The 20,856-nt window shown below is 73.1% G+C and carries 17 protein-coding genes; 4 read left to right on the top strand and 13 right to left on the bottom strand.

The genetic code is table 11. From position 1 onward, the window contains the following. Window positions 1-62: 62 nt before the first annotated feature. The 7 genes from FIV44_RS19525 to FIV44_RS19495 form a co-directional block, all read right to left on the bottom strand. Entirely contained in the window at window positions 63-1,055 is a 993-nt protein-coding gene (locus FIV44_RS19525; protein ID WP_141005902.1) for an ABC transporter ATP-binding protein, read from the bottom strand. Then, on the bottom strand, window positions 1,052-2,050 hold the full coding sequence (locus FIV44_RS19520) for an ABC transporter ATP-binding protein (RefSeq protein ID WP_141005901.1): 999 nt from the start codon (window positions 2,048-2,050) through the stop codon (window positions 1,052-1,054). The genes FIV44_RS19525 and FIV44_RS19520 overlap by 4 nt, the downstream gene beginning before the upstream one ends. 4 nt (window positions 2,051-2,054) lie before the next feature. After that, entirely contained in the window at window positions 2,055-2,951 is an 897-nt protein-coding gene (locus FIV44_RS19515) for an ABC transporter permease (protein ID WP_141005900.1), read from the bottom strand. A gap of 7 nt (window positions 2,952-2,958) precedes the next feature. Continuing rightward, the gene (locus FIV44_RS19510) at window positions 2,959-3,891 is read right to left on the bottom strand and encodes an ABC transporter permease (protein WP_141005899.1); all 933 of its coding nucleotides are present in this window, start codon (window positions 3,889-3,891) and stop codon (window positions 2,959-2,961) included. Between the two features lie 3 nt (window positions 3,892-3,894). Further along, entirely contained in the window at window positions 3,895-4,653 is a 759-nt protein-coding gene (locus tag FIV44_RS19505) for a GntR family transcriptional regulator (protein ID WP_141005898.1), read from the bottom strand. Between the two features lie 178 nt (window positions 4,654-4,831). Beyond that, complete coding sequence (locus tag FIV44_RS19500) at window positions 4,832-5,578, bottom strand: GntR family transcriptional regulator (protein ID WP_141005897.1); 747 nt, start codon at window positions 5,576-5,578, stop codon at window positions 4,832-4,834. 123 nt (window positions 5,579-5,701) lie between these two features. After that, entirely contained in the window at window positions 5,702-8,257 is a 2,556-nt protein-coding gene (locus tag FIV44_RS19495) for an ATP-dependent Clp protease ATP-binding subunit (protein WP_141005896.1), read from the bottom strand. Between the two features lie 188 nt (window positions 8,258-8,445). Here FIV44_RS19495 and FIV44_RS19490 point away from each other — a divergent pair, with 188 nt between their 5' ends. Then, on the top strand, window positions 8,446-9,984 hold the full coding sequence (locus FIV44_RS19490) for a hypothetical protein (RefSeq protein ID WP_141005895.1): 1,539 nt from the start codon (window positions 8,446-8,448) through the stop codon (window positions 9,982-9,984). 20 nt (window positions 9,985-10,004) lie between these two features. Here FIV44_RS19490 and FIV44_RS19485 read toward each other — a convergent pair whose 3' ends face one another. From FIV44_RS19485 to FIV44_RS19475, 3 genes are all read right to left on the bottom strand, one after another. Further along, complete coding sequence (locus tag FIV44_RS19485) at window positions 10,005-10,667, bottom strand: response regulator (RefSeq protein ID WP_141005894.1); 663 nt, start codon at window positions 10,665-10,667, stop codon at window positions 10,005-10,007. Beyond that, on the bottom strand, window positions 10,657-11,892 hold the full coding sequence (locus FIV44_RS19480; RefSeq protein ID WP_141005893.1) for a sensor histidine kinase: 1,236 nt from the start codon (window positions 11,890-11,892) through the stop codon (window positions 10,657-10,659). Before FIV44_RS19480 ends, FIV44_RS19485 begins: the two co-directional genes overlap by 11 nt. Before the next feature lie 140 nt (window positions 11,893-12,032). Then, window positions 12,033-12,368 (bottom strand): histone-like nucleoid-structuring protein Lsr2, encoded by a 336-nt coding sequence (locus FIV44_RS19475; protein ID WP_141005892.1) that lies wholly within the window; start codon window positions 12,366-12,368, stop codon window positions 12,033-12,035. A 181-nt stretch (window positions 12,369-12,549) separates the two neighbouring features. On the opposite strand from FIV44_RS19475, the gene FIV44_RS19470 reads away from it, so the two are divergent. Further along, window positions 12,550-13,662: a hypothetical protein gene (locus FIV44_RS19470; RefSeq protein WP_141005891.1), complete on the top strand. Its 1,113-nt coding sequence runs from the start codon at window positions 12,550-12,552 to the stop codon at window positions 13,660-13,662. A 17-nt stretch (window positions 13,663-13,679) separates the two neighbouring features. On the opposite strand, the gene FIV44_RS19465 is transcribed toward FIV44_RS19470, so the two are convergent. Further along, window positions 13,680-14,270, bottom strand: coding sequence for a hypothetical protein (locus FIV44_RS19465; protein ID WP_141005890.1), 591 nt, complete (start codon window positions 14,268-14,270; stop codon window positions 13,680-13,682). Between the two features lie 143 nt (window positions 14,271-14,413). Between FIV44_RS19465 and FIV44_RS19460 the strand changes: the two genes are divergently transcribed. Both FIV44_RS19460 and FIV44_RS19455 read left to right on the top strand, forming a co-directional pair. After that, window positions 14,414-16,366 (top strand): sensor histidine kinase, encoded by a 1,953-nt coding sequence (locus FIV44_RS19460; RefSeq protein ID WP_141005889.1) that lies wholly within the window; start codon window positions 14,414-14,416, stop codon window positions 16,364-16,366. Next, entirely contained in the window at window positions 16,354-16,995 is a 642-nt protein-coding gene (locus FIV44_RS19455; RefSeq protein ID WP_141005888.1) for a response regulator, read from the top strand. The genes FIV44_RS19460 and FIV44_RS19455 overlap by 13 nt, the downstream gene beginning before the upstream one ends. A 27-nt stretch (window positions 16,996-17,022) precedes the next feature. On the opposite strand, the gene FIV44_RS19450 is transcribed toward FIV44_RS19455, so the two are convergent. Both FIV44_RS19450 and FIV44_RS19445 read right to left on the bottom strand, forming a co-directional pair. Continuing rightward, window positions 17,023-18,333, bottom strand: coding sequence for an NHL repeat-containing protein (locus FIV44_RS19450; protein ID WP_141005887.1), 1,311 nt, complete (start codon window positions 18,331-18,333; stop codon window positions 17,023-17,025). 117 nt (window positions 18,334-18,450) lie between these two features. Further along, the gene (locus FIV44_RS19445) at window positions 18,451-20,847 is read right to left on the bottom strand and encodes a tetratricopeptide repeat protein (protein ID WP_141005886.1); all 2,397 of its coding nucleotides are present in this window, start codon (window positions 20,845-20,847) and stop codon (window positions 18,451-18,453) included. Between the last annotated feature and the right edge of the window lie 9 nt (window positions 20,848-20,856).

Raw genomic sequence — 20,856 nt, 5'->3', positions numbered from 1 at the left:
GAGAGCGGTCGGCGTTCGGCGTGGAGAGGGAACTCGGGCGGCAGCGCTGCCGCGGGGTGGGGTCAGGCGGGTCGCATCAACGGAACCGGGTCCTGGTGGACGCACGACGCGTGGTGCAGCGGGGTGCGGACGGTGAGGGTCGGCCACTCCTGCGCGCAGACGTCGGCCGCGAGGGGGCACCGGGTCCGGAACCCGCATCCGGAGGGCGGGGCCGCCGGGTTCGGCAGCTCGCCGTCGAGCACGATCCGGGACCGGTCGGGGCCGGGTGTGGAGGACAGCAGGGTCGCCGTGTAGGGATGGCGTGGGTCGTTCCAGATCTCCTCGGCGGCGCCCTCCTCGACCACCCGGCCGAGGTACATCACGGCGACCCGGTCGGAGATGTGCTCGACGACCGCCAGGTCGTGACTGATGAACACATAGGCGATGCCGAGCTCGCGCTGCAGGTCGGCGAGCAGGTTGAGCACCTGCGCCTGAACGCTCTTGTCGAGCGCGCTCACAGCCTCGTCGCAGATCACGACCTCCGGGTCAGTGGCCAGCGCCCGCGCGATCGCGGCGCGCTGCAGCTGGCCGCCTGACATCTGGTGCGGGTGGCGCTCGCCGTACGACGGGTCGAGGCCGACGCGGTCGAGCAGGTCCGGGATCCGGCGGGCCCGCTCGGCCCGGGAGAAGCCGTGCGCGCTCATGTTGAACGCGATCGACTCGGCGATGGTCAGCCGCGGGTTGAGGCTGGTCTGCGGATTCTGCGGCACCACCTGGAGGCGGCGGCGCAGCGCCTTCAGCTCCCTGCCCCGCAGCCGGTGGATGTCGGCCCCGTCGAAGAGGACCTCGCCGGAGTCGGGCTCGAGCAGCCGCAGCATCATCTTCGCGGTGGTGGACTTGCCGCAGCCGGACTCCCCGACGATGCCGAGCGTCTCGCCGGCGTACAGGGTGAGATTGACGTCGGACACGGCACGCACGCCGTTGCCGAAGGTCTTGGTGAGGTCGTTGACCAGGATCAGTGGCCTCCTGCGTCCCGAGGTGGGCGCGACCTCGGGGGTCTCGAGCACGGTGCTCATGCCGCGCCCTCCTTCCAGGCCTCCTGCTGGCCGTTGACGATGGGGCAGGCCGCGTGGCGGCCGGGGCCGACCGCGACGAGGGGCGGCGGGGTGGTCCGGCACGACGACCGGACCTCGGTGCAGCGGGCCGCGAAGGAGCATCCGTCGGCGACCTCGCCGGTCAGCGGCGGGCGGCCGGGGATCACTTGCAGCTGACCACGGGCCACCCCGGGGAGAGGGAGGGAGGCGAGCAGCCCCCGGGTGTAGGGGTGCCGCGGCTGCGCGAGCACCTCGCTGATCGGGCCGGTCTCCATCATGGTGCCGGCGTACATCACGCCGACGGTGCCGCCGAGCTCCTCGGCCACGCCGACATCGTGGGTGACCATGAGCAGCGAGGTCCCGAGCGAGCGCTGCAGCTCGCGGAACAGCTCGAGGACCGCAGCCTGGACGGTCACGTCGAGCGCCGTGGTCGGCTCGTCGGCGATGAGCACGTCCGGCTCGCAGGCGATCGCGATGGCGATCACCGCCCGCTGCCGCATGCCGCCGGAGAGCTGGTGCGGGCGGGCGCCGGCGATCCGCGCCGGGTCGGCGATGCCCACCTTCTCGAGCAGCTCGACCGCGCGGGTCTTGGCGGCCTTGCGGTCCGCTACCACGTCGTGGGTGACCAGCACCTCGACGAGCTGGGAGCCGATGGTGCGCAGCGGGTCGAGCGCGCCGGTGGGGTCCTGCGGCACCATCCCGATCCGGGAGCCGCGCAGGGCGCGCATCTCACGCTCGGAGAGGGCGGCCAGGTCGACCCCACCCAGCACGACCGATCCGGTGATGGTCGCGTTCCCCCCGTAGAGGCGCAGGATCGAGCGGGCGGTGACGGACTTGCCGCTGCCGCTCTCGCCGAGCAGCACGAAGGTGCCGCCGGGCTCGACCTCCAGGTCGACGCCGCGCACCGCACGGACGGCGCCGTCCCCCTTGCCGAAGGTGGTGTGCAGGCCGGTGACCTGCAGGTGGCTCTCGGTCACGTCGTCACCGGCCCTTCCGTCGTACGTCGAGGACGTCGCGCAGCGCGTCGCCGAGCTGGTTGAAGACGAGCGAGGCGCCGAAGATCACCAGAGCCGGGATCAGGGCGGTCATCGGCGCGGTGTACATGTTCTGCCGTTGCTCGTTGATCATCTGGCCCCACTCGGGGTGCGGCGGCGCCACGCCCAGGCCGAGGAAGGACATGCCGCCGGCGAACACCAGGGCGAGGCCGATCAGGCTGGTGGCATAGACCAGCAGCGTGGGCAGCACGTTGGTGAGCACCTGCCGGCGGGCGATCGCGAACGTGCCGGCCCCGCTGGCGTACGCCGCCTCCATGAAGTCCATCCCCTTGAGCCGCATGGTCTCCGTCTCGGCGATCCGCGCGATCGGCGGGACGAGGACGACGGACAGCGAGATGACCGTGGTCATCGTGCCCGGGCCGAGGGCGGCGGCGATCGCGATCGCCAGCAGCACCGCGGGGAAGGCGTAGAACACGTCCGCCGTCCGCATGATCAGCGAGTGCAGCCATCCCGGCCCCATGGCGGCCAGGATGCCGATCGCACTGCCGACGAGGGCGCCGATCGCCACCGGCAGCAGCGCGGAGACCATGCTCGGCCGGGCGCCGGCGACCACCCGCGCGAGGACGTCGCGTCCCTGGCCGTCGGTGCCGAGGAGGTGTCCGGCCGAGCCCGGAGGGAGCAGCCGCTGGGTCATCACGTTGGTGGTGACGTCGCCGACGAGCCACGGCCCGACGAGTCCCAGCAGGACCAGGAGCCCGGCGAGACCGCCGTAGATCCAGAGGGCGAGGGGCCGGCGGGTGCGGGCGCGGGTCCGACGCCGCCGGCTGACCGGCCGGGCGGGCGATGCGGTCGAGGCGGCGATGTCCGCCGTGGTGGTGGTCATGCGTTCCTCACTCGGGGTCGATGAGCGCGTGGGCGGTGTCGACGGCGATGTTGACGAGGACGAAGGCGGCGGCGCTGACGAGCACGCCCGCCTGGGTGACCGGCAGGTCCCTGGTCGAGATGGCGCTGAACAGCAGGCTGCCGAGGCCGGGCCAGCTGAAGATGGTCTCGACGAACACGACGCCGCCGAGCAGGTAGCCGACCTGCAGGCCGGCGACCGTCAGCAGGGAGGGCAGGGTGTTGTGGATCGCGTGGACCAGCACCTGGCGCGGGGACAGCCCGCGGGCGCGCAGCGCCTCGACGAAGTCCATGCCGAGCACCTCCAGCAGCGAGGCCCGGAAGACCCGGCCGATCATGCCGGCCGGCACCAGGGCGGAGGTGAGCGCGGGCAGGAAGCCGTGCCAGAGCAGGTCGCCGAAGCCGCCGCCGTTGACGTCGTGCATGCCGGAGACCGGGAACAGGCCGGTGCCGAGCGAGAGGTAGATGATGAACAGCAGCGCGACGGAGTACTGCGGCGCCGACACCGACACCGAGCTGATCGCGCCGCAGATCCTGCCCAGGACCGTGGTCGGCCGCAGTGCCGCGACGGCTCCGAGCGCGATGCCGAGCACCAGCGCGAGGACCAGCGCGTACGCCGCGAGGACCAGCGTGTTGCCGAACGCGGAGACCACCAGCTCGCGGGCCGGGCGGTGCTGGGCGATGCTGGTGCCGAGATCGCCCTGGACGGCGTTGGTCAGCCAGTTCCAGAACTGGACCACGATGTTCTGGTCCAGCCCGAGGCTGCGGCGTACCTGCTCCTTGGTCTCCTCCGACGCGCCGGTGCCGGCGAGCAGCGCGGCAGGATCGCCGGGGATCAGCTTGACGGTGCCGAAGACGATCACCGCCACGCCGAAGAGGACGGGAACGCCGTAGCCGAGCCGGCGGAGGACGAATCGGGTCATCGGTCAGCCTTTCCGGATGCCGAAGGTCGGGCTGATGGCCTGGGACAGGACGGACATCCGGTCGCCCCGGCTGCGCAGGACCGCGTAGTTGAAGGCGTCGCCCGCGTCGTCGCGGATCACCTGCTCCATGGCCAGCACGGGCCGGCCCACCTCCATCTCGAGGATGCCGGCGAGCAGCTGGTCGGCGGCCATGACCTCGATGAGGAAGTCGGTCTCCCCGATGGTGATGCCGGCCTTCTCCAGCAGCGCGTACCAGTGCGTCCGGAACGGCGTGGTGCGGACGGACTCGGCCTGCGGGAAGCGGACGTAGTTCGAGTAGAGCCCCAGGATCTGGCCGTACTGGTAGCCGACGTACTCGATGAGGAGCGCGTCCTCACCGGGCTCGCAGGCGAGACGGCGGGCCGCGGCGCGCGGCATGGGCACGATCTCGTGGGCCAGGACGCGGCTGGCGGTGCCGGGCATGGCGCGCTGCACGCTGTCGCCGAAGCCGTGCGCCTCGACCAGCTTCATGGTGTTGCGGTGGGCGACGGCCAGGGTGCCCGTGCCCTGGATCCGCTCCACGATCCCCTCGCGCCGGAGCAGGTCGATCGCCTCGCGAACGGTGGACCGCGAGGCGCCGTAGGACTTCATGAGGTCGGCCTCGCGGGGGAACAGACCGCCCGAGAAGCCTCCGCTCATCACCTCCGACCACAGCGCGTCACGCAGCCAGCGCACCGCGGGTCGGTGCGGGCCACGACGGTGGAGTGTGTTCGACCGGGTCATGGCGAGGATTGTTCGTAGGCCACGTTTCCGACTGCCTGTTCGCCCCGTAACGCCGAAGTTTCGCCGCGCTCCGCCGCCCTTCCCCGCGTGGAACGAGCCGATCGCGGGCCATAACGCCGATCGCGGGCGGCCCAGCGCCGGGGCTCCGCCGGGCGAACGCCGAGCCGGACCGGGTCGGTCAGGCTCCGGGGACGGCCGTCGAGAGGCTCTCCCGCGAGAACAGGGCCGTCTGGCGGCGGGTGCGGCAGAACGCGACGTCGAACGGGCGGTCGGCGCCGTCGTACACGACCTCCTCGAGCACCATCACCGGCTCGCCGGCGACGATGTCCAGGATCTGCGCGTCCTGGTGGTCCGCGAGCGCGGTCTCGATGTGGAAGGTGCTGCGGCCGACCTCGATGCCGGCTCGGGTGAGCATGGCGTAGAAGTCGTTCTCGATCATCTCGGGCGACACACGGGCGGCCTCCGGCTCCGCCATGTAGTTGGTCGCGTAGCCGGTCGAGACGCCGTCGAGCAGGGCGACGTAGTCGATCCGCAGGACCGGCTCGCCGTCGTCGACGGCCAGCAGCCGCGCGACCGGCGGCATGGCGGGGACCGTGCTCCAGTCGATCAGCGTGGTCTGCATCCGGCCGCTCCAGATGCTGTCCTCCTGCGGGTCCTCGACCCCGTGCAGCTCCCGCATCGAGTACCACGTCCGTCCGCCGTGGAGGAAGGTGCCCTGCCCGCGGACCCGGTCCACCATGCCCTCGTCCTGGAGCAGCAGCAGCGCCTCGCGGATACAGGCGCGTGGTGCGTCGAACTCGGCCCGCAGCTCCTCCTCCGACGGGAGCACGTTCGACGCGTAGTCGCCGGCGACGATGCTCGCCCGCAGCAGGTCACGGATGCGCCGGGTCTGGTCCTCGGTACGACGAGGTGCGTGCATGCCCATGACGGCATGGTGCAGGACGCGCGTGACAGCCAGGTTTCGCGGCCGCCCGGCCCCGAGAACGCACCGACCCGTCGCGTTCGAACGCGACGGGTCGGTGCGGATCAGGCGTACGGGCGCGCCGGGTCAGTCGTTGCCGGCGGCGGGCAGGTCGCCCTCGCCGGCGTCGCCGCCCTCGCCGACCGTCTCGAGCGGAGGCAGGTCGGGGAGGTCGCCGACCTTCTGGCCCTCGAAGGTGAAGGTCGCCGCGGCGCCCTCGCCGTCGACGTCCACGAGCACGATCTGGCCGGGGCCGACCTCGCCGTACAGCATCTTCTCGGCGAGCACGTCCTCGATCTCGCGCTGGACGGTACGCCGCAGCGGCCGCGCACCGAGGACCGGGTCGAAGCCCCGCTCGGCGAGCAGGTTCTTCGCGGCCTGGGTGAGCTCGATCTTCATGTCGCGGTCCTTCAGCCGGACCTCGACCGCGGCGATCATGTTGTCGACCATCGCGACGATCTGCTCCTGCGACAGCGGCGGGAACACGATGATCTCGTCGACGCGGTTGAGGAACTCGGGGCGGAAGTGCTGCTTGAGCTCCTCGGACACCTTGCTCTTCATCCGCTCGTAGGAGCCTGCGGCGTCGCCGGCCTGGTTGAAGCCCAGGTTGATGCCCTTGGCGATGTCACGCGTGCCGAGGTTGGTGGTCATGATGATGACGCAGTTCTTGAAGTCCACGACCCGGCCCTGGGAGTCGGTCAGGCGACCTTCCTCCAGGATCTGCAGCAGGCTGTTGAAGATGTCGGGGTGGGCCTTCTCTACCTCGTCGAAGAGGACCACGGAGAACGGCTTGCGGCGCACCTTCTCGGTGAGCTGGCCGCCCTCCTCGTAGCCGACGTAGCCCGGAGGCGAGCCGAACAGCCGCGAGACGGTGTGCTTCTCGCCGAACTCCGACATGTCGAGCTGGATCAGCGCGTCCTCGTCGCCGAAGAGGAATTCCGCCAGCGTCTTGGACAGCCAGGTCTTCCCGACGCCGGACGGGCCGGCGAAGATGAACGAGCCGCCGGGGCGCTTGGGGTCCTTCAGGCCGGCACGGGTACGACGGATCGCGCGCGAGAGCGCCTTGACCGCCTCGTCCTGGCCGATGACCCGCTTGTGGAGCTCGTCCTCCATCTTGAGCAGCCGGGTGGACTCCTCCTCGGAGAGCTTCACGATCGGGATGCCAGTCGCCACGGCGAGCACCTCGGCGATCAGCTCCTCGTCGACCTCGGCGACCTCGTCCATGTCGCCCGCGCGCCACTGCTTCTCGCGCTCGGACTTCTTCAGGATCAGCTGCTTCTCCTCGTCGCGCAGGCGCGCGGCCGCCTCGAAGTCCTGCCCGTCGATGGCCGCCTCCTTGCGCTGGCGCACCTCGGCGATCTTGTCGTCGTACTCGCGCAGGTCGGCGGGCGCCGTCATCCGGCGGATCCGCAGCCGCGAGCCGGCCTCGTCGATCAGGTCGATCGCCTTGTCCGGCAGGAACCGGTCGGAGATGTAGCGGTCGGCCAGGGTCGCGGCCGAGACCAGCGCCTCGTCGGTGATGGTCACCCGGTGGTGCGCCTCGTAGCGGTCGCGGATGCCCTTGAGCATCTCGATCGTGTCGGCGATCGACGGCTCCGGCACCTGGATCGGCTGGAACCGGCGCTCCAGCGCCGCATCCTTCTCGAGGTACTTGCGGTACTCGTCGAGGGTGGTCGCGCCGATCGTCTGCAGCTCGCCCCGGGCCAGCATCGGCTTCAGGATCGAGGCCGCGTCGATCGCGCCCTCGGCCGCGCCGGCGCCGACCAGGGTGTGGATCTCGTCGATGAACAGGACGATGTCGCCGCGCGTACGGATCTCCTTGAGCACCTTCTTCAGGCGCTCCTCGAAGTCGCCGCGGTAGCGCGAGCCGGCGACCAGCGCACCCAGGTCGAGGGTGTAGATCTGCTTGTCCTTGAGCGTCTCGGGGACATTGCCCTTGACGATGTCCTGGGCCAGGCCCTCGACGATCGAGGTCTTGCCGACGCCGGGCTCGCCGATGAGCACCGGGTTGTTCTTGGTGCGCCGCGACAGCACCTGCATCACGCGCTCGATCTGGGCGGCCCGGCCGATGATGGGGTCGAGCTTGCCCTCGCGGGCGTCCTGGGTCAGGTTGCGGCCGAACTGGTCGAGCACGAGCGAGGACGACGGCGTGTCGCCGCTGCTCGAGCTGCCGGTGCTGGCCGCCGCGGCGGTGCCCTCCTTGCCCTGGAAGCCGGAGAGCAGCTGGATGACCTGCTGGCGGACCCGGTTGAGGTCGGCGCCGAGCTTCTGCAGGACCTGGGCGGCGACGCCCTCGCCCTCCCGGATCAGGCCGAGCAGGATGTGCTCGGTGCCGATGTAGGAGTGGCCGAGCTGCAGCGCCTCGCGCAGGGACAGCTCGAGGACCTTCTTGGCACGCGGGGTGAAGGGGATGTGGCCGGACGGCGCCTGCTGGCCCTGGCCGATGATCTCCTCGACCTGGGCGCGCACCGCCTCCAGGGAGATGTCCAGCGACTCGAGCGCCTTGGCGGCGACACCCTCGCCCTCGTGGATGAGACCGAGCAGGATGTGCTCGGTCCCGATGTAGTTGTGGGAGAGCATGCGGGCCTCTTCCTGGGCCAGCACGACCACCCGGCGGGCACGGTCTGTGAACCGCTCGAACATTGCACGCTCCTCACACGTCACACGGGGCTGTTCTCAGGGTCTACAACCCCGCTCACACCCTACGCGTTCCGGCCCAAGGACCCTGATCCGTCCGCTGTCAGCGAACGGAGCCTCACACGCCCATGGTTTGGCAACCCCGGGACCGGGCACCTGTCCAGGCATTTGACACGGGGGCCAGGAGGAGCAGCGTGACCGCGTACTCGAGCCAGGCGATCACCAATTTCAAGAAGACGATCGCCCACAACGCCATCAAGATGGACCTCCAGGTGAGGGAGCCCGGCTGGGAGGGTGACGCGACGACGGGGTTCGGGGGCGTGTTCGCGCCGTACCCGGCACTGGAGGGTCCGACCCTGCCGCCGGTGAGCGGTCCGACCGGCAACGTGCAGTACTTCGTGCTGGGGCCGGCGATGAACGCCTACGGGGGCCTCGACCGCGACCCCGGGAGCCCACTCACCCACAACGTGTTCCCGCCCGGCAGCACGATCGTGCGCGAGGAGGAGATCAACGGGTTCCCGGGCTACGTGTGCCAGACGGATCCGTGGACGTCCCTCTACCACCCGTGGCTGGAGCGGATCGACGCCGCCCTCGAGGGGTGGGACACCCTTCCCGATCACAGCCGCTTCGCCCAGGAGGCCGCGAAGGCCAACGCCGCCGTCCAGGGGCTGACCCCCACCAGCGGCTTCGGCGGCCAGAGCGCGGAGGAGTGGCGTCCCACCTTCACCGATCCGGACCGGACCACGGCGTTCGACCTGTTCTCCGAGTACGTCGGCGCCGACGTCGACTCGAACATGGTCTACGCCTTCCGCAGCAAGTACGGCCCGGTCCGCGCCGGGACCGTCATGCAGAACCAGGGCCAGATCGCCTACGGCCTCACCCTCATCCTGGGCGGCGAGGCCAAGCTGTGGGAGGAGGCCGGGGTCGACATCATGAAGCTGTGCGAGGCGGCCGAGGCCGCCTTCCACTACGAGCCGCCCGCCTTCGACTTCAACTTCGACCTGAAGATCTTCAAGGCCTTCACGGATCTCGCGGGGACCTTCGTCCCGGCCCCCGCCGGCACCGTCCTCAAGGGCGCCTCGGCGGTCGCCGGATTCCTGCAGGCCGTCATCCCCGAGAACACCGAGGACACCACGCCTCCCCCGCCGCTCTCGGCCTCGACGGCCGAGCAGGTCGCGACCAACTTCGAAGAGGCCATCCTGACCCTGCGCCGGGCCACGTTCCACCAGGAGGAGGTGCTCTACCACTGCGCCCGCCGGCTCAACGAGGACATCGGGAGCGTGAAGGTCGACTACCTCCACATCCACCCCGGCGCCGGCCTCGACCCGGGGATCACCACGGCCGAGCAGATCAGAGTGCACACCGGCGCCCTGCAGGACATCGGGATCAACCAGGTGCCGATCATCGCCACCATCTTCGCCCAGGCCGCCGACGACACCTACGGTCTCGCGCCCGCCGACATCTGGACCCGCGGCTGGCCGCTGGGCTACGGCACCAGTGGCCCGCAGGAGAACGTCGCCGAGATCCTGGGCGAGTTCGACAAGGTCGCCACCGGATCCGCCCGGGAGCTGGTCGACGCCGGCAAGGAGCTCGCGATCGCGGCCGGGTGGATCGAGGGCGCCGACCAGGGGAGCCAGGCGGACTTCACCGGCCTCAACGACGAGCTCGAGCGCGGCAGGACCGAATGGGAGCACCCGCCGCCGGAGCCGGTCCTGCCTCCCGGCCTGCGCTGAGCGCACCACGCCGCGCGGCGTCAGCCGCGTGACACGAGTCCGTGCTCGTAGGCGTAGACCACCGCCTGGATCCGGTCCCGCAGCCCCAGCTTGCGCAGCACCTCCGCGACGTGCGACTTCACCGTCTCCGGGGCGATGTGGAGCTCGGCGGCGATCTCGGCGTTCGAGCGGCCCGTGGCGAGCTCCAGCAGCACCTCCCGCTCCCGCGGGCTGAGGTCGCGGGCGGCGGCGGGCTCGGGCCGGGCACCGGGTACGTCGGCGAAGCGGGCCGCGACCAGCTGGCGGCTGACCGCGGGCGCCAGCAGCACGGCCCCCTCGGCGACCATCCGCACCGCCTCGACGAGGCGCTCCGCGGTGGCGTCCTTGAGCAGGAACCCGCTCGCGCCGGCCCGCACGGCGTCGTACACGTAGGCGTCGAGGTCGAAGGTCGTGAGGATGAGCACCTTCGTCGGGTGGTCGGCGGTGATCAGCCGGGTGGCCTCGATGCCGTCCAGCTCCGGCATCCGTACGTCGACCAGCGCCACGTCGGGCCCGGTGCTCGCGACCAGCGCGATCAGCGCGCGCCCGTCGCCGGCGGTGCCGACCACCTCGATCCCGGGCTGGGCGTCGAGCAGCGCGGCGAAGCCGGAGCAGATGACGGGCTGGTCGTCGGCGACGACCACCCGGATCGGGTCATCCGACATCCGGCCCTCCCGTGGGGATGGTGGCCTCGACGACGAACCGCTCGCCGGCCGCCTGCACCCGGAGCCGGCCGCCGAGCGCCTCCACCCGCTCCCGCATGCCGGCCAGGCCGCGCCCGCCGCCGAGGTCGGTCGGTGGCGTCGCGACGGGGTTGGCGACGGCGACCTCGAGCAGCCGCGGTGTCGTGCTCACCGTGACCTCGACCGGCGCCGCGGGGGCGTGCTTGCGGGCGTTGGTGAGCGCCTCCTGCACGACGCGGTACGCCGCGTACCCGGCCGCCGCCCCGACCGGGGCCTGCACGTCGCCGGCGAGGCGGACCTCCTGGCCGGACCTGCGGGTGCGCTCCACGAGCGCCGCCACGTCGGCCAGGGTCGGCTGCGGGGCCCGCTCGGCGTCCCCGGCCCGGCCGAGGATGCCGAGCACCCCGCGCAGCTCGTCGAGCGCGAGCCGCGCCTCGGCCGCGACCTCGGCGAGGACCCGCCGGCCGGCGGGCTCCAGGTCGGGCTCGGTGTACGGCGCGGTCTCGGCGCGCACCGCGATCAGGGACACGTGGTGGGCGACCACGTCGTGCAGGTCGCGGGCCAGCCGGGCCCGCTCGGCGACCACCGCGCCCTGCTCGCTCACGGCGCTCTCGTGCGCCACCAGCCGCACCCGGTGCTCCTCGCGCATCGCCGTCGAGCGGAACCACAGCACGAAGGCGAGCAGGAGGCCGAACCCGATGCCGTAGGCGATGGCCACCGAGAGCGGCCCGCCGCCGTACTCCAGGTCGATATGGGACCCGAAGGGCGCCTCCATGTCGCCGCCGGTCACCACCCACACCAGGACGACCAGCATCGCCAGCGCGATGGCGCCCACCGCGATCCGCGGCCGCCGCCACGACGTCGTGAGCGCGACCGCCCCGAGCGTGGCCAGGACGCCGAAGTGCAGCGGCGCGGTCCAGGGGCTCAGCACCGTCGGCACCAGCGGCAGGCACGCGACCGCGATCGCGAAGGCCGGCCAGCGGAACGCCAGCCACGGCGCCGACGGCATGAGGACGACGAGGATCAGGACCAGGAACCCCGCGACCACGTCGCTCGGTCCCACCGACCAGGACATCTGCTCGACGAACCACGGGTACCAGGCGGCGGTGGCGAAGCAGACGAACACCACCAGGCTCGCCGTGATCGCGGCCACGCGGTACGACGCCGGCACCGGCCGGTCGTGCGGGGTCAGGAGGTCGTTCGGCATGACCTCATCCTCGGGCCGCGCGCGCCGGCCTCACCACCCTCGCCGGAGCGGATCCGGCGCTCCCCCGGGCGGGGGATGGCGGGCGGGGCGGGTGCAGGAATCGCCGCTGAAGCGGCGATTCCTGCACCCTCCACGCACCGTCAGTGCTTCGCGTCGTACGCCTCGCGGACCTCGGCGGGGATGCGGCCGCGCTCGGGGACGGTGAAGCCGTTGTCGCGGGCCCAGGCGCGGACCTCCTTGGCCGAGGCGCCGCCGGCGGCGGCGACAACGGCGCGGCCACCGCGCTTGGCGCCGCCGGCGCGGCCGACCTTGCGGCCGTGCCCGACGTACGCCGCCAGCGCGTCGCGCAGCTTGCCGGCGTTCTTGTCGTTGAGGTCGATCTCGTAGTTGGCGCCGTCGAGACCGAAGGAGACGGTCTGGGTCGCCTCGCTGCCGTCGATGTCGTCGACGAGGACGATGTTGACCTTCTGTGCCATGTATTCCTCGCTGGGCGAATAGAGAATATGGAATCGGGTCCGATAAACGAATCGGATTATCGACTCTTCGCACACTAGCAGCATTTCCGGAATCATCGCATTAGCGGTGAACGCGCGCGTTGCGGGAAATGCGGATTCGCCTGGAGGCTCGCATTCCCGGCGCCATCACTATCCTGACCGCGTGACGACTTCTGCCGCGCTTCCGCCGGGGGCACGCATCCTGCACGTCGGCCCGCACAAGACCGGGACCACGGCGCTGCAGAGCGCGCTGCACCAGGCCCGCGCCGAGCTGGACGGCCAGGGCGTGAGATATCTCTCCCGCAGCCGGCACGACGCGTCCGCGGCGCGGTGGGTCACCCGGCGCCTGGTCACCGGCTCGAACGCCCGGGCGGCCGAGGAGCGCTGGGAGCGGATCGTGGCCGGGCTGCGCGGGCCCGGGGTGGAGCGCCGGCTGTTCAGCAGCGAGTTCCTCTCCGACGCGACGGACGCGCAGATGGACGAGATCATCGAGCGGGTCGGGCGCGAGGACCTGTGGGTGGTGGTCACGCTGCGCCCGCTCGCCCGGATCCTGTCCTCGCAGTACCAGCAGGGGCTGCAGAGCGGCGGGCGGCGCGAGTACGACGAGTGGCTGCGCTCGATCTTCGACCCCGGCCACCCGCGGTCGGCGCCGCGCCAGTTCTGGCTGCGGCACCGGCACGACGCGCTGGTCCGCCGGTGGGCGGAGCGGATCGGGCGCAGCCGGGTCGTGGTCGTCGTGCTCGACCCGTCGGACCGGCAGTTCCTGCCCCGCACCTTCGAGGACCTCCTCGGCCTGCGCGCGGGCACGCTGACGTCGCAGGAGGCCCTGGAGAACCGCTCGCTCACGGCCGCGGAGGCGGAGGTGGTCCGCCGGTTCAACGCGCAGTACCGCCGGCTCGGGCTGCGCCCGGAGGCGCACGCCCGGATGCTGATCGACATCGGCGCCCACCTCAAGGACCGGGTCCCGCCTCCGGACGAGCCGCGGATCGTCACGCCCGACTGGGCCATCGCCCGGGCCAACGAGGTGGCTCGGGAGATGGCCGACGGCATCCGCGAGCTCGGCGTCGACGTCCGCGGCGATCTCGCCCAGCTGACCGACGTCCCCCTGACGGGCGCCGACGCCACCGTCGTCACGACGAGCGTCGACCCCGAGCTCGCCGCCCATCTCGGCATCGGCGTGGCGCGGGGGCTCCAGCGCCTCGACGCCCCGCGGCCGTCCGCCCCGTCGGCGGGCCGGAGCCTGCTGTCCCGGATCCGCGCCCGCCTGCGCCGCTGAATGCGGGCTGAGCTCCGTCACAGCGAGGTGGCGCGCCGGGCGGTGAGCAGCAGGGCGATCGACAGCACGATCAGGCCGGGCATCGGGACGGGGAACAGCGAGACGACGCCGGCGACGACGAAGGCGACGGCGGCCGGCTTCGGGAGTGCCCTGCGGCGCAGGCCGGTGACGCCGATCGTGACCAGGCAGACCAGCAGGATCGCCGACTTCGCGAAGAGCGGGACCAGGATCGCGGTGCTCTCGAAGGTGAGCTCGCGGAAGGTCGCGTCGTCCGTGCCGGCGGCCACGGCACGGAGCGTCGAGAGGATCTCGTACGACGAGCAGGCCGCGAGCGCGACTCCGACGGCGGCGCCGAGGACGGCCCAGGTGGGGACGTCCGCGCGCCAGCGGGCCAGGCCGAGGGACAGCACCAGGCAGCCGGAGACGACGGCGACCGCCGAGGGGATGGTCACGGGGTGTTGGAAGGCCTCCCGCGGCTCCATGCCGTTGAGAGCGATGTAGCCGACCGCTCCGAGGATGGTGAGCACGCTGCCGACGGTGAACGGCAGCGCCAGGGATCGTGAGGTGGCCGGAGCCGCGAGGGGCGCGGTCGCCGATGCGTTCGTCATGGTTGCCTCCAGGGCGTTCGGGGACGAGGTGGACGCCCACGACGCTAGGAATCCCGCCGGCCCGGCACATCGCGGCGACCACCCGATCCGGGGTCGTGGGCAGCACGGAGGCGCACCCCTCCGAGAGCGCCCACAATGAGCCCATGACGGGGCAGCGACGGGCCACCTGGGCCTTGGCCGTGGTGGCCGCCCTGTGCCTGGCGACGGCGGTCGTCTTCGCCCTGCTCGCGCCCGGCAGGTCCGCGGCCCTGATGGTGGCCGTCGGCCTCGTCGCCGCACCCCTGACCGCCGGGCTGTCGGTGATGATCGCCCGGCGTCCCGACGGCTCAGGAGACCCGGGCAGCGGTCGGGTCGCCGTGCTGCTCGCCCTGGTCGGCGCGACGGCAGCGCACGTGTGCGCGAAGGAGAACGTCCGCTCGTGGCTCGCGACCGACCACGAGCGGGCGGGGTCCTTCGTCTGGCTGGAGGCCGCGTGGGACCAGAGCGCACTGGCCTGCATGGCGGCGGTCGGCCTCCTGCTGCTGTACTTCCCCGACGGCCGGCTCCCCGGCCGCCGGTGGCGGTGGCTGCCGCCGGCCCTCGTGGCCGTCGCCCTCCTGGCGATGGCGTGGGCCGCGCTCGCGGGCGAGCCGTTCCGCCCGCCGCTGGACTTCCTGCCCCGCAACGAGCCGCCCGGCCTCCTCGCCGGGCCGTCCGGCAGCGACTCTCCCCCGTTCGTGCTCGTCCTCGTCGTCCTGGTCCTGGCGAGCGCGGTCTCGCTGGTCGTGCGCTACCGGAGGGCCGGGGCGGTGCAGCGCCTGCAGGTCAAGTGGCTCGCGCTGGGCGGGTTCGGGGTCGCGCTCTACCCCGTCGTCTGCCTGGGGGAGATCGCGATCTGGGGCGAGCCCCGGTGGGGCAGCCTGGCAGTGCTCGCGGCGGGCATCCTCGGCATCCCGGTCGGCGTCGGGATCGCGATGCTGCGCCACGACCTGTACGGCGTCGACCGGGCGCTCGTCGCGGTGGTCACCTGGACCCTCGCCACCGCCGTCCTCCTCGCCTTCTACGCCACCGCCACCGGGCTGGCCGGGGCCACCGCCGGCAGGGGCTCCGTCCCGGTCGCCGTGACCGTCACGGTGCTCGCCGTGCTCGCCTTCGCCCCGCTGCGGGCGTGGCTGCAGCGCCAGGTCGACCGCCGGCTCTACCCCCGGCGTCGCGCGGGGAACGCCGCCGTCGACCAGCTGCACCGCGACGTCGCGGCCGGCCTCGCGCGTCCCGAGCAGCTCGAGGAGCGGCTGCGGACCGCCCTACGAGACCCGGCGCTGCGGGTGGTGCTCGACGACCGCGACGGGCCGGGCGACGGCGTCCCCGTCGAGCTGGGCGGCGCGGTGATCGGCCGCCTCGTCCCCGGACCGGGCGGCCCGTCGGTCGAGGTGCTGCGCGATGTCGCCGCCCGGGCCACGACCATGGTCGAGGTGGTGCGCGTGCGGGAGGAGCTGGGCCGTGCGCTGCGCGAGGTCGAGGCGAGCCGGGCCCGCCTGGTCCAGATCGGGTACGACGAGCGGCGGCGCCTCGAGCGCGACCTCCACGACGGCGCCCAGCAGCGCCTCGTCGCGCTGGGCATGTCGATGCGGCTCGCGCAGCGTCACCTCGCCGACGGCACGGTCGACGTACCGGGGCTGTTCGACGAGGCCGTCGCGGAGATCGGGACGGCGGTCGCCGAGCTGCGCCAGATCGCCCACGGGCTGCGTCCGAGCGCGCTCGACGACGGGCTCCCCGCCGCCATCTCCCGGCTGGTCCGCAGCCTGCCGATGCCGATCGACCTGGCCGTCGAGGACGTGCTGCTGCCCGACGACGTGGCCACGACGGCGTACTTCGTCATCGCCGAGGCGGTCACGAACGCGGTCAAGCACGCCGACGCGACCCGGATCGTGCTCCGGGTGGCCCGGGACGGCGGCGCGGTGACGGTGCACGTCACCGACGACGGCCGCGGGGGCGCCGTCATCGCGCCGAGCTCGGCGATGGCCGACCGGGTGGCCGCCCTCGGCGGCCGGCTGTCCGTGCGCAGCCCGGCCGGCCGGGGCACCACGGTGGAGGTGATCCTGCCGTGCGCATCGTGATCGGCGAGGACTCCGCCCTCTTCCGCGAGGGCCTGGCCCGGCTGCTGGAGGACGCCGGGCACGAGATCGTCGGCAAGGCCGCCGACGCGGTCGCGCTCGTGGATGTCGTCACCGAGACCACCCCCGACCTGGTCGTGGTCGACGTACGGATGCCTCCCGACGGCACCGACGACGGCGCGCGGGCCGCCAAGGCGCTGCGGGCGAGCCACCCCTCCCTCGCCATCGTCCTGCTCTCCCAGCACGTGGAGTCCAAGCACTCCGTGGAGCTCGCCGGCTCCGGGCGGTTCGGCTATCTGCTCAAGGACCGGGTCCTCGACGTCGACGACTTCCTCGACGCCCTGCGGCGTGTGGCCGGCGGCGGCTCCGCGCTCGATCCCGAGGTCGTCTCCTCATTGCTGGGCGCGAGCCGGGACGGGCCGCTCGCGCGGCTCACGCCACGGGAGCGGGAGGTGCTCGCGCTGGTCGCCGAGGGGCGCACCAACGCCGGCATCGCGGCACGGCTGTTCCTGACCGACCGCACCGTGGAGTCCCATGTCACGAGCATCATCGACAAGCTCGGCCTGAGCGACTCGACCGAGAACCGGCGGGTGGTCGCGGTGCTCACCTGGCTCGGCGTCCGCCCCGGCTGAGGCGGCGGGCCCGCGCCGGGCGCCGGCTCAGCGCTTGCGTCGGACCAGCTTGCCCTTGACGGTGACCGGCTGGCCGCCCACCTGCGGGCTCAGCGTGATGGTCACCTTCACCACGCGCCTTCCTCGCAGCGCGGCCCGGCCCGCCTTGGTGAGGCGCACCTTGACCTTCGCGGAGGCGCCGGCCGGCAGCGCGTACGCCCCCCGGGCCACCGTCACCTCGACCTTCTTGCGGCCCTTGCGCACCTTCTGCTGCAGCCGCGCCTTGCCCACGCAGCCCGAGACCGCGGTGGCCGGGCAGGTCAGCTTCAACGTGGCCTTCTTCCCGGCCGCCTTCACCTTCTTGCCCACGACGCCTGCTCCGCCAGTGCGCTGGTAGCGCAGCACCTGGCCGTCGCCGAGGACGTACATCGTGGAGCCGTCGGCGGAGAAGTCCACGTCGTCGTTGTCGCCGTGCGGCGTCACGAGGGTGGCGAGGTAGGTCCCGTCGGCGGCGAACTCCTGGACCCGGTCGGTGCCGTCGACCACCGCGATCGTGCCCGACGGCGAGAACGCCAGCCCGACCGGCGTGCTGAACCGGCCCGGCTCGCCGCCGAGCTGGCCGAACCCGCCCGCGACATTCCCGGAGGCGTCGTGCACGACGATCCGGTCGGCGGCCGGGCTGGCGACATAGGAGGTGCCGCCCGCGCCCGCGACCACCTCCGTCTGCTCGGCCATGATCCCGCCGGCGGTCGTCGAGCCCCTCTTCCAGAGCCGGTGCCCGGTCGCGTCGTACTTGGCGAGGAACTCGTCGTGCCAGCCGGCTCGGAGGTCGGACTCGACGAGGAACGCGTTGCCGGCCGGGTCCAGCCCGATGTCGGTCGGGTCGAGGTCCACGTCGCCGTGGGGACCTCCCGCGGGCCCGAAGGGTGCATAGGAGCGCACCACGGCGCCGCCCGGCGACAGCACCTGGACCGCATCGGTCGCCTCGTCGTTCCAGCCGACGAGGTGGACGTTGCCGGCCGCGTCGACGTCCATCGCGGGCGCCACCCCGCTCGGCGCCGGGAAGCTCGCGAGCTGGGCACCGGCGGCGGAGTAGCGCACCAGCCGGCCGGGGTAGGGCTGGGAGACCCACACGTCGCCCGTCGGCGAGACGGCCAGCCGGGGGGACCAGGCCGCGACGTCCCAGGCGCCCACGAGCCGCCAGCCCGCGGCGGCGCGGGCCGGCACCTCCGCGGCCGCGGGGACGACCGCCTGCGCCGGGACCGGCGTGACGACGGCGCTCAGGGTCATCGCCAGGGCCGCGGAGGCACCGGCGGCGAGGACGCCGACGCGGCCGGCGGTCGAGGTCGGGCTGGTCATTCGAGGGCCTCCTGAGAAGGGCGGTCGTGGCGACGGACCCGATGCTGCCGCCGCGCGACCGGCGCGGTCAGCCCGCTCGGACAAACCCGAACAGCAATCCCGATACCGGCCGGCCGGTCAGCCGGTCGGGCCGTCGTGTCCGTCGAGCTCGTGCAGCGCCTCGGCGGCCCGGTCGCGCTCGAAGACGTTGCCGATCTGCTCGGCCACGACGCGAGCGGCGAGGTAGTGCTCTCGGGCCAGGTCGGGACGGGTGGCGCGGAGGTAGTCGCCGGCGTTGCTCAGCGTCATCGCCTCCAGCTCCCGGACGCCGACCTCGCGGGCCAGCCGGAGCGCCTCGTCGTTGACGCGCATCGCCTCGTCCAGGTCGCCGAGGTCGTAGCGGACCGAGGCGAGGGTGGAGGTGGCGTACGCGATGCCCCGAGGACGCCGCAGCCGCCGCGCGAGCCGGAGCGCGCGGGTGGCGGCCACCTCCGCCTCCCGGATCCGGCCCGCCTCCTGGAGCAGGGTGGTGACGTTGTTGGCGGCGAGCTGCTCCCCGGCGACCCAGGCCTGCGTCTCGGCCAGCGCGCCGGCCTCCTGGAGTCGGGCCAGTGCCTCCTCGCTCCGGTCCATGCGGGTGAGGACGACGCCGAGGTTGAGCAGCGCGTTGGTGAGGTGGACGTCGGCCGCGGCCCGACGGTCCTCGACATTGGCCGCGAGCAGCCGGACGGCCTCGTCGTTGTCACCGCGCATGTGCACGACATTGGCCAGCGCGTTGCGGGCCTGGACGACACCGAGCCGGTCGCCCAGCGCCTCGCTCGCGGCGAGGGCCTCCTCGAGCATCGGCCCGGCCTCGTCCGGACGACCCAGCCTGCCCAGGGTCTGCCCGAGGTTGCGGCGGCACACCGAGACCCCGAGGGCGTCTCCCGCGCGCTCCGCCGCCGCGAGGGCGTGGCGCTGGAGCACCAGGTTGGTCGCGGCCTCGCTGCGGTCGGCCAGATAGGCCCAGAGCACGGTCGCCAGCCGCACCGTGAGCTCGTCCCAGCCCGCCTCGGCGGCCCAGGTGACGGCGTGCACCAGGTTGGCCTGCTCCTCCCCCAGCCAGTCCAGCGCGCCGACCTCGTCGGTCGTGGCGGCGGTGTCGTGGGGCCAGTACCAGTCGGCGATCGAGCGCGGGTAGATCACCGCCACCGCCCGGGTCGCCTCCGCGAGGTAGTGCTCGAGGAGCCGCCGACCGGCCTCGGCGAGGGTGCTGGGCGGATCGACGTCCAGCGACATCCGGCGGGCGAACCGGCGGACCAGGTCGTGCAGCTCCCACCGACCCGGCCGGACCGACGAGACGAGGCTGGCGGTCGCCAGCCCCTCGAGCGCCGTCCGGCTCGCCGCGCCGTCGCCGGTCCCGGCTCCCAGCAGCTCGCGCGCCGCGTCATCCCCGAGATCGGTGCCCGGAGCCAGCGCCAGCAGCCGGAGCGCGGCGGCGGCGTCGGGGTCCAGGGCCGCGTAGGACTGCGCCAGCGACCCGTGCAGCCCGTCGTCGAGGGCGAGCAGCCGCAGCCGCTGCTCGTGGGCGTCGCGGTGGTCGGCCAGTGGCCAGTCCGGGTGCTCACGGACCCGGCGGCCGAGGAGGGTCAGGGCGAGGGGAAGGCCTCCCGTGGTCGCCGCCAGGGCGTGGAGGTCGGCGTCGTCCACCCCGGACGGCCGGCCCGACACGGTGGCCAGCAGCAGGGCCGCCGCCTCGGCGGGGAGCGCGGGGAGCCGGGCCCGAGTCAGCCCCTCCGCCTCCGGGAACTCGACCCGGCTGGTGACCAGCGCGACGCTCGCGTCCCCCGGCGGCAGCAGCTCGGCGACCTGCTCCGGGCCTGCGGCGTTGTCGAGGACCAGGAGCACCCGTCGCGCGGACAGCAGGTCCCGGTAGTGCTGGAGCGGGTCGCCGACCGCGGCCGGTCCGCCCAGCAGGCACCGGAGCAGGCCGTCGAGCACGGTCGCCGTCTCGGGCGGGATCCGGCCCTCGGTGAAGCCGTCGAGGTTGACGCGCAGCACTCGGTCGAAGCGCGGAGCGATCCGCACGGCGACCGCCAGCGCCAGCGCGGTCTTGCCCACCCCGGGCATCCCGCTGACCACCACGTTCCCCGTTCCGCCCGCGAGCTGGTCCACGAGGTCGTCGCGACCGATCAGCAGCGGCGGATCGGGCAGTCCCTCGTCCACCCGGACCACCAGGCTGGTCCCGGCCCGCTGCCGCTCCACCAGTGCCTCGCGCCACCGGCCGAGGGTGCCCTCGTCCGCGTCCAGGGCGGCGGCGATCTCCAGCACCAGCGGAGCGTTCAGCCGCGACCGGCCCGGGCGGAAGCAGTCGTAGACGGTGCTGCGCGACACCGCCGTCTCGCCGGGCGCCAGTCCCCGCCGCTGCCGGGCCGCGGAGATCCGCAGCGCGATCTGCTGGTACGACGGCGAGCCGGCCCGCGCCCTCAGCTCGCCCAGCGCCGCGGCGATGCTCGCCGGCAGGTCGGCATCTGCCCGCCCGGTCGCACCCACCACGTCGCCATG

The organism is Nocardioides humi (assembly GCF_006494775.1).
In the GTDB taxonomy this organism is placed as follows: Bacteria; Actinomycetota; Actinomycetes; order Propionibacteriales; family Nocardioidaceae; genus Nocardioides; species Nocardioides humi.
This window is presented reverse-complemented; position numbering and strand designations above follow the sequence as displayed.

What these genes read in the sequence shown, in the direction of transcription:
- FIV44_RS19525 (WP_141005902.1), bottom strand. Translation starts at nt 1,055, where the DNA reads ATGAGCACCGTGCTCGAGACCCCCGAGGTCGCGCCCACCTCGGGACGC.
- FIV44_RS19515 (WP_141005900.1), bottom strand. Translation starts at nt 2,951, where the DNA reads ATGACCACCACCACGGCGGACATCGCCGCCTCGACCGCATCGCCCGCC.
- FIV44_RS19510 (WP_141005899.1), bottom strand. Translation starts at nt 3,891, where the DNA reads ATGACCCGATTCGTCCTCCGCCGGCTCGGCTACGGCGTTCCCGTCCTC.
- FIV44_RS19505 (WP_141005898.1), bottom strand. Translation starts at nt 4,653, where the DNA reads ATGACCCGGTCGAACACACTCCACCGTCGTGGCCCGCACCGACCCGCG.
- FIV44_RS19500 (WP_141005897.1), bottom strand. Translation starts at nt 5,578, where the DNA reads ATGGGCATGCACGCACCTCGTCGTACCGAGGACCAGACCCGGCGCATC.
- FIV44_RS19495 (WP_141005896.1), bottom strand. Translation starts at nt 8,257, where the DNA reads ATGTTCGAGCGGTTCACAGACCGTGCCCGCCGGGTGGTCGTGCTGGCC.
- FIV44_RS19485 (WP_141005894.1), bottom strand. Translation starts at nt 10,667, where the DNA reads ATGTCGGATGACCCGATCCGGGTGGTCGTCGCCGACGACCAGCCCGTC.
- FIV44_RS19480 (WP_141005893.1), bottom strand. Translation starts at nt 11,892, where the DNA reads ATGCCGAACGACCTCCTGACCCCGCACGACCGGCCGGTGCCGGCGTCG.
- FIV44_RS19475 (WP_141005892.1), bottom strand. Translation starts at nt 12,368, where the DNA reads ATGGCACAGAAGGTCAACATCGTCCTCGTCGACGACATCGACGGCAGC.
- FIV44_RS19465 (WP_141005890.1), bottom strand. Translation starts at nt 14,270, where the DNA reads ATGACGAACGCATCGGCGACCGCGCCCCTCGCGGCTCCGGCCACCTCA.
- FIV44_RS19460 (WP_141005889.1), top strand. Translation starts at nt 14,414, where the DNA reads ATGACGGGGCAGCGACGGGCCACCTGGGCCTTGGCCGTGGTGGCCGCC.
- FIV44_RS19450 (WP_141005887.1), bottom strand. Translation starts at nt 18,333, where the DNA reads ATGACCAGCCCGACCTCGACCGCCGGCCGCGTCGGCGTCCTCGCCGCC.